General features: G+C 41.9%; 6 protein-coding genes and 2 pseudogenes. 3 read left to right on the forward strand and 5 right to left on the reverse strand.

All coding sequences use genetic code 11. From position 1 onward, the window contains the following. Positions 1-103: 103 nt before the first annotated feature. Together A372_RS0103925 and A372_RS39235 are read right to left on the reverse strand one after the other, a co-directional pair. The gene (locus A372_RS0103925; RefSeq protein ID WP_019419534.1) at positions 104-880 is read right to left on the reverse strand and encodes an NUDIX hydrolase; all 777 of its coding nucleotides are present in this window, start codon (positions 878-880) and stop codon (positions 104-106) included. Positions 881-1,289: 409 nt separating this feature from the next. Continuing rightward, positions 1,290-1,998: pseudogene (locus A372_RS39235) on the reverse strand (oxidoreductase); the annotation flags it as partial. A gap of 135 nt (positions 1,999-2,133) precedes the next feature. On the opposite strand from A372_RS39235, the gene A372_RS0103935 reads away from it, so the two are divergent. The 3 genes from A372_RS0103935 (at position 2,134) to A372_RS0103945 (ending at position 6,556) form a co-directional block, all read left to right on the forward strand. Next, positions 2,134-2,976, forward strand: coding sequence for an SMP-30/gluconolactonase/LRE family protein (locus A372_RS0103935; RefSeq protein WP_019419536.1), 843 nt, complete (start codon positions 2,134-2,136; stop codon positions 2,974-2,976). 689 nt (positions 2,977-3,665) lie between these two features. Next, the gene (locus tag A372_RS0103940; RefSeq protein WP_019419537.1) at positions 3,666-5,561 is read left to right on the forward strand and encodes a hypothetical protein; all 1,896 of its coding nucleotides are present in this window, start codon (positions 3,666-3,668) and stop codon (positions 5,559-5,561) included. A gap of 41 nt (positions 5,562-5,602) precedes the next feature. Further along, complete coding sequence (locus tag A372_RS0103945; RefSeq protein ID WP_019419538.1) at positions 5,603-6,556, forward strand: hypothetical protein; 954 nt, start codon at positions 5,603-5,605, stop codon at positions 6,554-6,556. Between the two features lie 508 nt (positions 6,557-7,064). On the opposite strand, the gene A372_RS33205 is transcribed toward A372_RS0103945, so the two are convergent. From A372_RS33205 to A372_RS39475, 3 genes and pseudogenes are all read right to left on the reverse strand, one after another. Continuing rightward, complete coding sequence (locus tag A372_RS33205) at positions 7,065-7,352, reverse strand: hypothetical protein (RefSeq protein WP_036703233.1); 288 nt, start codon at positions 7,350-7,352, stop codon at positions 7,065-7,067. A 270-nt stretch (positions 7,353-7,622) separates the two neighbouring features. Further along, the gene (ppsA, locus tag A372_RS0103955) at positions 7,623-10,211 is read right to left on the reverse strand and encodes a phosphoenolpyruvate synthase (protein WP_019419540.1); all 2,589 of its coding nucleotides are present in this window, start codon (positions 10,209-10,211) and stop codon (positions 7,623-7,625) included. 12 nt (positions 10,212-10,223) lie between these two features. Next, positions 10,224-10,361, reverse strand: a pseudogene (locus tag A372_RS39475) (23S rRNA (adenine(2503)-C(8))-methyltransferase ClbB); the annotation flags it as partial. Between the last annotated feature and the right edge of the window lie 77 nt (positions 10,362-10,438).

Consider the following 10,438-nt stretch of genomic DNA (forward strand, 5'->3'; position numbering starts at 1 on the left):
AGAGTAGTGACAATAAAGTTAGAATAGCACTTCAACCATCTCACATCGACTTCGGAGTGCTATTTACTTTAGTCACCATCTTATTTTAAGCATCTATCATCAATCACATTCTGGTATGGTAAATGGATTTGTTTAGTTCCATATCGACGAATCGGTACAACTGTGTCGGTCGTTTAGATGTTCGGGTTGTCTTCTTCCCTACAACCTCTTGGATAAATGGCAAAGATTTGACCTTTCTTGCAAATGCCGATTCCAATGCAATTGCGGAATCATCAGTGACCGTAAGGAGAACGGCTTGCAGCTCCGAGTAAGTGAATTCTTCAGGTAGAAATTCCTTTGCGACAGTCGTTTCGAGAAGTTTCTGGCGAATCACATGAATCGCATCTGCAATGATTTGTGCATGATCAAAAGCAAGCTCAAGATTCATGACCTCTTTTACCGAGAACAGTTGAACATCTGCGGCATCATCGTTTGCCTGTCTTTTGGACAACTTGTGTTCTGGAACAATCGCAAAGTGTGCATTTGTAATCATCCAGCCCCGCGGATCACGTCCTGGTCTATCATATACACCGTAATGTTCAAGATGAATGTTCTCTACACCTGTTTCTTCTTGTAACTCACGTTTTGCACTTTCATATGCAGTCTCATTTGGATTTACGAAGCCACCAGGCAATGCCCACTTCCCTGCTTCGATATTTGGCGTTCCTTCGCTGTTAAGCTTACTCCGCTGAATGAGCATAATCTTGAGATCCATCTCGGGCGGTTTGAATTCTTTGATTGTAACAGGCAATATCGTAAATACAGCAATATCTGATGTATAGCCATCTGGCGTTCGATATTTTTTTACATTATATTGTGCTAAGGCATCTTTGTTTGACATTTATAAGCACAACCCTTTCTCTCTTTCAACAATTACCAATGTGTTAATTGTATATTAATCATAGTTCCTACATTTGTCAACCTATATATTCTATGTTTTTAATACATTTTGTTCTAACTTATTTTGGGCAAAAAAAGGTTAAGAAAAGAAGTACGAATCTACTCCGATATGTCGAGTTAAAAAAGCATAATTGTAAAAGTTCTAGTCGAACACCAAAAGGAGCAGCTGCTCCGGCAAACTGTTCCTTGCTTCAATAGATCCCTTAAGGTTACTGCACAATTTTGTATGAATTTTTTTATTGCGTATCTTAACATAGCAGAAAACGGTTGCCTTCTTCACGGCAACCGCTTCTCTTAACTGTCGCAAATGCATTGCGGCAGGCATTGTATGTTAAATTTTCAAACGTCGACTATTCAGTTCGGTATAACTGACCGCATGCCGCATTAATGTCCGATCCGAATTGAGTTCGGACCGTTACGTTTATACCATATATTTTCAACGTCCGAACGAACGTATTGATTCTTTCGAGGTCAGATGGCAAGTAGCTTTGAGGCGTCACTTCTGTCGAATTGTAGGGAATTAGGTTCACGTGGTAGAGATGTTCCCAAGATCCCCTTCCCCTCAATAGAGCGGCAACCGCTTTCGCATGCTCCGTCGAGTCGTTGAACCCTCGAAGAAGAATATACGCGATATACACCTTTCTTCCCGTATGTCGGATATGGCGATCCAATGCATTCAGCACGTCGCGAAGCGGAAACTGCTTATTGATAGGCATCAGTTCGCTCCGTTGATCGTCGAACGGCGAATGCAGCGAGAAGGTTAGATGCTCAAATTTCAACCCTATCGGGAAGTCTTCCCCTACTTTCTTACGCATTTCCTCATAGGGTTTTGATTAAGAATTTCATACGGCCATTCAAATCACCGCCCCACTCGTCTTGAAGTTTATTGTGGTGAGGAGATAAAAATTGATTGATTAAATAGCCGTGAGCGGCATTCCCAAATCGATAAATGAGCTGCCATATCTCATTTGATGTTAGTTCCCTTGGTTCATATTCATTAAAAAAATCTTTAATGTCCCCAGTTAAAGGAATTACACTCGGTGCAACGGGATATTTTGAATTAGAGTTGTGAAACGGTATTGAACCGACCGTCTTTCGATAAGAGAATTTTTTGCATTAATCGTACTTTTTTGACTTAGCGGAAAATAAACATACTAAGTGAATCCATGTATTAAGGAAAGGAGATTTTAAACCATGCGATTTGAGTTATTTAAGAGCAAAATTCTAACGGATGGATTTACACGCTTAATAGAAGGTCCTTCATGCGATAAAAACGGGAATATTTACGCCGTTAATTTTCAAAGAGATGGCACGGTTGGCAAAGTAACCCCAAATGGAAAAAGCAGTGTTTTTATTGAATTGCCTACGGGAAGTACCGGATGCGGAACACGTATTGATCCTAATGGAACTATGTACATTGCAGATTTTAAAAAACATAATATATTCGCCGTTAACCTTGAAACGAAAGAGATCCGTGTACATGCTAATGAACCTGCAATGAACCAGCCTAATGATTTAGCGATAACCGAACAAGGTGTTTTATTCGCTAGTGACCCCAACTGGCTCCATCAAAATAAGGGGCAATTGTGGCGTATTAATACAAATGGAAACACGCATTTATTAGAAAGGAATATGGGAACGACGAATGGAATTGAAGTGAGTCCTGACGGTAAAAAATTATATGTAAATGAATCTTCGCAAAGAAGAATATGGGTATATGATCTATCAAGTACTAATGAATTGAGTAATAAACGCTTATTGGTAGAGTTTCGGGATTTTGGACTTGATGGAATGCGCTGTGATGTGGCAGGCAATTTGTTTGTTACTCGCCCTGAAAAAGGTGTGGTGGCGAAGATTTCCCCTGATGGTCTTTTACTAAGCGAAATTTCTCTTATTGGTAAAAACTGTACCAACCTTACATTTGGGGGACCTGATGGAAGAACCTGCTATGTGACAATGTCTGATACAGGAAGCATTGAAATGTTTCAATCCAATGTGCCTGGAAGGTGTTGGAGTTTGTTGCATAGAAGTTTTTAGATTAAGGTTGCGATAACGGCGATTTTAGCAACCCTCGTCCCCCTTTCTTCCCTTTCATCTCATTTCCTCAATTATGCGCATAAATCCGTGTCGTAAAGCGATTAAGCCCATATGTTTTTTGTCGTTGCCTCGCGACAGAAGCATATGGGCTTTGAATAACAAAACCTCCTATTAGAGCAATTAATTCTAGTTGTTCCAACGCTGGTCGTGTGTACGTATTTATCCACATCCGCGACGCCATACATTGCAATTGCTAACCAGGGTATCCGCCCTTTTATCCATATTTTAAGCAAATTACCTTCTTTATTTTTTTATTCTCGTTTAATAAAATGGCCCTTAAACTAAAGAAAAAGCACAATTTTTACTGCAGAATTGCGCCATTAAATGGAATAACATAATTGGGGATTCTGTTCAAACTTTTTTACAAAGGATCAGAGTTTGTTATAAATGATCAAACTTTATTTTAAATCTAAAGTAGTGCCAAACGTCATTTAATTCTAAAGTAATGACGCCAAATAAAAAAAGTCACAGAGGAACACACGTTGAATTCATTTGAATTCGGCGTTTTTTGTGTGAACTCGCAACAATCTTAGTTTGTATAATATAGGTGTATTTGGTATATATTATCATTTGGTAATGCGAACTACGTTAGCTTGCTGCCCAGTGAACAGAAAAGGAGTCGTTCATTTATGGCACGTATTCGATTAAATTTTCGTAGCCTTACGTTATTTGAAGACGAGGAATGGGGAGACACGCACATGGCAATGTACGCTACTGTTCGTGATAGCTCCGGTACGCCGTTGGCAGCTTTTCAATGGAACAATCTTGGAAGAGAAGTTGACGAAACGACTACATATAGTTTAGCGATCGATCCGGAAAATAACAATGTGATTGACATTGATCTATCCTCATGGGCCACAATTCAAGTTTCGGCTTTTACGCATGATGACAACGCTTGGCCAAATTCAGACGACAACGAGAATCAACTTGGTTCGGCCTCGAAAACAATCGATCCTCGCGTTCTGAGTTCACTAGGTACCCTGACGCTTGGACCAACACGAACGGACAACGGCAATACGGGCTACCTTGTCACGCTCGAAGCTTCACTTATCGCGGAACCATCTCCGGCTGAGGTTAGAATCCAATTGGATAATCTCATTCTGTATGAGGATGAGGAATGGGGAAGCACACATATGGCTATTTACATGCACGCACAAGCTCCGGAACAAAACGGACGTCCTGCCTTCCACCAAGAGATCTTCCGTTGGAACAATGCCGATAAGGAAGTGGACGAAGTTAATTCTTACCCTTTGAACAACGGTTTGGATTCAACTACTATCCGGTTAACCTTGAACGGACCTACGGTCATCTGGGTAGAGGGTTACGCCGATGATGATCGGAACTGGCCCTCAAGAGAGGGGCATGAAAATTTCCTTGGACAAGCGCTGATTACGATCGACCCTAGTGATCCAAGCACATTAGGACAGCGTCAACTAGGACCTACTAGCACGGACAACGACAATACAGGTTACGTAATTAACTTGACGGTAGATATGCTTCCACCTGCCGGTGATGGTCCCAGCCTTTCCGTTATTGGACTTGAGGTTACACAAGCCATTCAACACTTTGCTAGCGCGCTCGCCCCTGACAATTCTGTACCATTGGTAGCGAACAAAGTCACGCTCGTCAGGGCGTATTTGGACTCCGGACTCGCCGCTGGCGGTACGATTGATAATGTCACAGGAACTCTCACTGTCTCTGGGGCGACTTACCTAACAATTCAATCTATCGCTCCAATGACCGCAAAACCGGCGTCGGCCATCAATAGAGCAAACTTCTCGGACACGCTGAATTTTATCATCCCCGCAGAGATTGCAAACGGTACTTTGAATCTTACTGTTCAAGCCACCGTAGGTGGAAATTTCAGTGCACCGATACAAACATCGGTCTCGTTTACAGCAGCGAAACAACTGGATATCCTCATGATTCGTATTGCAAGTAATGGTGTTCCCGCTCCGAGTCAAGCTAGTTACTTTGCGGCGGTGAATCAACTTCCATTAATCTATCCTATTCCGACTGATCCCGGACAGGCAATACGATATTGGATCATCCCAGGATCTGAGGTGGTAATGAATACACACGACTTAAGCACTGACGATGGCATGCATGATCTATTAGATGACCTGGAAGATATTCAAGAAGAAACTTCCGAAGAAACAAAAGCATATGCTCTCATCCCAAATAACGTGTCTATGAACCGTTTTGGTACATCGCGCAAATGGGACAATGTAGCATTGGGCTATTCTTACATCATGGAATCGGTGGGCCATGAACTTGGGCACCTATATGGTCTGGATCATGCTCCATGCGGAACATCAGGGAATTATCCGGATGATACTGATGACGATTTTGTGCCTGCAAATGGTTTAATCGGTGAGGTAGGTGTGGACGTAGTCGGTAAAGTTGCGTTCTCACCAACCGTCAGCGACTTTATGAGTTATTGTGGAAGTCTTGGATTACCTTATGAGAATCAGTGGATCAGCGCCTATCATTGGAACAAGCTCTTTCAAGATTTTCGGGAATAGTGATGATGCACATAGAGCCTTAAAAAGGAGGAATTATCGCCATGACAAATGAACATCTTATCGCTAGTCGTGAATTTGAAGCCCCCTTCGTTCGAGTACGCGGCCGTTTGTCTCGCAACGATGACGTTCGTTGGAGCCCATGTATTCGAACGTACCGGCAACCCCATGGACTCCAGCTTCCGGATCCAGTAGAGCATGTTGATACCATAAAGACCACGAATTGGACGCATGACTATTGGATTCTGTTTGAGGATGGCCAAGGAAATGTCCTCGCCTGTGCTCTGGCACAACCTGATTTTTTTGCAGAAGATCAGGAATGGGGCACTTTTGTCCAACGACTTCCCTATCACCGTCAGACAGCACGCGTTGTTTTACGCAAAGGGAGCAAAGAAATCGGGGTGTTGAATGTAACACAGAAGCTGCCGGATTTCGTGCTCCATCATCCGATTAAGACGAGAGATATCGATCCCCTGGGTATCTTGCATCTTCGATGGGAAGCAAAATCTGGACATCATAAAAAAACTCCCTACACCTACTATGTTAGGTTCTCTCATGACTATGAACACTGGGTACGGCCTGGGGTCAATCTAAGAAAAACAGAATTTGACTTGGATTTACGCGAAATGCCAGGTGGTAAACATTGTGTGGCTCAGGTGATTGCGACCAATGGTTATCAAACAGCATACGTCGAGACGCGACCTTTTGAACTTCCTTATAAACCGGCCGAAATTCTGCTGGGAGATACTTCGGGTCCTCTCCTGTTTGCACAGGGGTTTTCTAGACAACATGGTCCTATTCAAGGTGAAAACATTACATGGTTGATGGATGGTAAAAAAATCGTGGGAATGGGAAGTACATTTGATGTAAGAAAACTGAGGTCGATCCATCGTCTGTTGGTAAGAGTTCAAGAGCCTTCTAGAGATATCGTCAGTATGGATTTGGGGTTGTATGATGGTGATACCGGCTTGATAGTTCGCCCTAGAGCAGGCTTCTAATGCAGTAATCTGCCGATTCAAGGGCTTGTTGACTAACTACTCTTCAAAATCAAAAGTCGACGATTCATTACAAAATATAATGAGTCATCGGCTTTTGTGCTATGTACATGAATATAACTTATCTGTAGACATTACCTATTACCATCAGGAGCGTTTTTTCATTCCATTAGGTAAATTCATTATTAGGATCAATTTAAACAAAAAATTCGCTTGGTAAACATCAACCAGTATGTGCAGCGGATTAAGATGGATACAATTACCGATATCCAGTCCTCTGAGAATTAATGGGTCCTGTTTTGCTGGTTTGTAGGTTCAAAATTAAACAACTTTAAGGATTTAAAGTAAAAAGAAGGTGGTTTTTAAGGGGCATCGAATTATCAAGACATAAATCGTAAAAAGTCATAAAAAAATAGAGGGTGATACTTATTAGACATGAATTATATGTATCACCCTTTTACTTCTTGTTCTACAAACGCGCCCGATTGTTAAAGATCAGTGTAATAACAACCTAATTGTCAGGTTTATGTTCTTGCCAATAGGAATTATTAGGATTTGCGTCCAGTACATAGATATCAATTGGACCTCCGACGGTTTCTACTTGTTCCATAACTTCCACAAATCCTTTTTGATAAAAATCTAATGCCTCTTCAAATGTCAAATCATCTGTATTGGTTTTATAATATGACATCATAATTGGGTACACCTTATCATCTCCTATGATTGCCTTACTTCCTCCCCAATTAAATTCTTGAAAGTGTGATTGATAGGCATGGATTTTAGGCTTCAATTCCCCCACTTTCGTTTACCTCAAACTTTGCAAGTAAAAGGAAAAACGATTGTCTAAGTTAAATGGATTTCGTCCCATCTTTTCACTTAGTGTTCTGTTCCACATCTCCACAAGTCCTGTTAGCAACTGTTCACTGTTGCCTTCGTTAGCGACTTTTACGGCTCTTTAATGTACCTAATTTTACTTCATGTTTTTCAGCATGTCATGTGCTGTATTAGATAGTTTTTCATATAAGAAAAGCACCCATATGACAAGGCTCTTACTTGACGTACTCAGCCATTACAATATTTCGATATACCCTTCTGTTCCATGCACGCGAATTCGTTGTCCATCTTTTATCCGATTGGTGGCACTCTCCACTCCTACAACTGCAGGCAGGCCATATTCACGTGCGATAACTGCCCCGTGGGTCATCAGTCCGCCAACTTCGGTGACTAGACCTTTTATAGATACAAACAATGGTGTCCAGCTAGGATCCGTAAAGGCGGTGACTAATATATCTCCATCTTCTAGATCAGCATCTTCCATGTTCAAGATGACACGTGCGCGTCCCTCTATAACTCCGGAAGACACGGGTAGACCTATAATCGCTTCGTCAGGCAGATTTTCTCGTTTGTACTCCCCTGGAATGATTTCACCATCAGACGTGATAACACGTGGTGGAGTTAGTTTTTCATAATAGTTGTACTCGTCTTTTCGTTTGCTGATGATGTGGCAATCCAGTTTATTTGTGCGTACAACCTCGTGAAGTTCCTCATAAGTGAGATAGAAGATATCTTCTTTTTCATGAATGATGTCCGCTTGTACGAGTTGTTCGGCTTCTTTCAGTAAAGCCTGTTTATACACGAAGTAGCGATTAACCATGCCGTATTTCGGATATTCCCTATACCCGCTGAAATTCCGGATGAAGTCGATCGTTTGTTTTGTTTCTTTAGCTTTTTGTTCACCATCAGGCAATTGCTTTAATCGTTCTAATAACTCTTGTTCTTTTTTCAAAGCTTCTTGCTGCCCTTGCTCAAATTTCCGCTGGCTAGCATTAGGCTCAAAGTTTTTGATGTTACCAAGGATCAACGGGACAAGTGTAATTGGTTTTTCGATCCAGCGCGTTCTAGTCATATCGATTTCTCCGGCACATCGCATTCCGTATTTGTCGAGATAACCATTGATCGCGTCTCGGGTTTCCTGCCCGCCATCTAACGTAAGCAGTTCATCCAAAAAGTGCTCATCTTTGACATGTTGCAAATATTCAATGATCTCCGGATAAGGACGGATCACATCTGCGACATCCAATAGCGCCAGTCCCATTTCCGAAGTAATATTGCCCGGTACAGATTGAGAAAGTGTATCTGCTGCGTGTTTTTCACCTAACCACTCGTTCATGTTTTCATTGATCCATGTTGCAGCATCCATTGCAGCCAGAATCACACTTAAACTTTGCGGATCAAATACAAACTTCTTTAATTGCTGGAGATCTTCAAGAATAAAATCAAGCAAATCCGATCCTGATTTCGTTTGGATATTTTGTTTCAACGCTTCGATCGATGCTTGACTACGCTTAATCAAATCAGGAACGATTGACGGATTGTTTTCAATTTCACGCATCGTATCAGCATAGCTCTTGATCGGACTTGGTGCTGTGTTATCATCTGGCAACATCTTTATATAATCTCGATCTATTACGGTCGTCAATGCGTCTTTGATAAGCGGATCGGATTGTCCCAGGTAATGTAATGTATTGTCTCTGCTAGCCAGCATTGGTGTCACATCAACAAACAACCTACCACCGGCTTTACGCATGGGTGCTGGATTTGTAAACTGGAAAAAAGACAATCCCAGCGGTTTCATGGGATCGGTCATCATCTGTTGGTGACCGACAGATACATAAACGCGATTTTCCTGATCATTCGCTTCAGGAATCGGGTATAACGTCGTGATTGGCCGACTCTGGACAATATAAAAGGTATCATCAACCAGACACCATTCGATATCTTGCGGGCAACCAAAATTGGCTTCGATATGCCTTCCGATGCGTGCTAGTTGTAAAATTTGTTGCTCAGTAAGGGTTTGAGTCTTTTGCTGCTCAGGATCGATCTGTTGTGTCTCTGTTCCCCCTTCTTTTCGTCCATAGACCGCCAATTTTTTGGCCGCGATCCTCTTATCGACGATCTCCCCTTCTTTTACTTTATAACAATCGGCAGATACCAGGCCAGAGACCAGTGCTTCTCCAAGTCCAAAACTGGCATCGATCGATATCACCTTTCGGTTAGAAGTAATCGGATCAGCGGTAAACAAAATTCCAGAAGCTTGTGGGAACACCATCCTTTGAACGATAACTGCTAAATAAACGTGACTGTGGTCGAATCCATTTTGCATACGGTAGATTACTGCGCGATTCGTAAATAGGGAGGCCCAGCATTTGCTGATATGCTGCAGGATGGCTTCTTTGCCGATAATATTTAAATAGGTGTCTTGTTGACCAGCAAAAGAGGCATATGGCAAATCTTCAGCAGTCGCACTAGAACGCACGGCATAAGCATGTTCCTCGCCAAACTGGGAGAGATATTGAGTTACTGCTTTCACAACATCAGAAGGAATTTCTACTTCCAAAATGATTTGTCGAATCTTCCTGCTGATTTCACCAATTTGATCTCGATCTTCTACGTTTAGCATAGTTAGTCGATTGAGCAAAGCATGGTACGTTTCGTTTTGCTCGATTACTTTTTGATATCCCACTGTTGTAACACAAAATCCTTCTGGTACTTGTATTCCTTCCATTTTTGATAACTCCCCTACATTCAACCCTTTTCCGCCAACGTACAATAGCTGTGTATTTTTCATTTCCTGAAAATTGAGCACCAAAGAACTCATTCCATATCTCTCCTAACCATTCATTTTAGAATCAGCTCGGTATAACTGACCACAGGCCGCATTAATGTCCGATCCGAATTGAGTTCGGACCGTAACGTTCACACCATACATTTTCAACGTCTGAACGAACGTTTTGATCCTTTCGGGGTCAGGTCGGAAGAGCACACGTCTGAACTCCAGTCACCTTGTAATCTCGTATGCCGTCTTCTGCTTGAAAAAAAAAAATA

Origin of the sequence: Paenibacillus sp. OSY-SE (assembly GCF_000283315.1) — a bacterium.
In the GTDB taxonomy this organism is placed as follows: Bacteria; Bacillota; Bacilli; order Paenibacillales; family Paenibacillaceae; genus Paenibacillus_B; species Paenibacillus_B profundus.

Coding starts and splice junctions, on each gene's coding strand:
- ppsA (WP_019419540.1), bottom strand. CDS start 10,211: ATGAGTTCTTTGGTGCTCAATTTTCAGGAAATGAAAAATACACAGCTA.
- A372_RS0103945 (WP_019419538.1), top strand. CDS start 5,603: ATGACAAATGAACATCTTATCGCTAGTCGTGAATTTGAAGCCCCCTTC.
- A372_RS0103940 (WP_019419537.1), top strand. CDS start 3,666: ATGGCACGTATTCGATTAAATTTTCGTAGCCTTACGTTATTTGAAGAC.
- A372_RS0103935 (WP_019419536.1), top strand. CDS start 2,134: ATGCGATTTGAGTTATTTAAGAGCAAAATTCTAACGGATGGATTTACA.
- A372_RS0103925 (WP_019419534.1), bottom strand. CDS start 880: ATGTCAAACAAAGATGCCTTAGCACAATATAATGTAAAAAAATATCGA.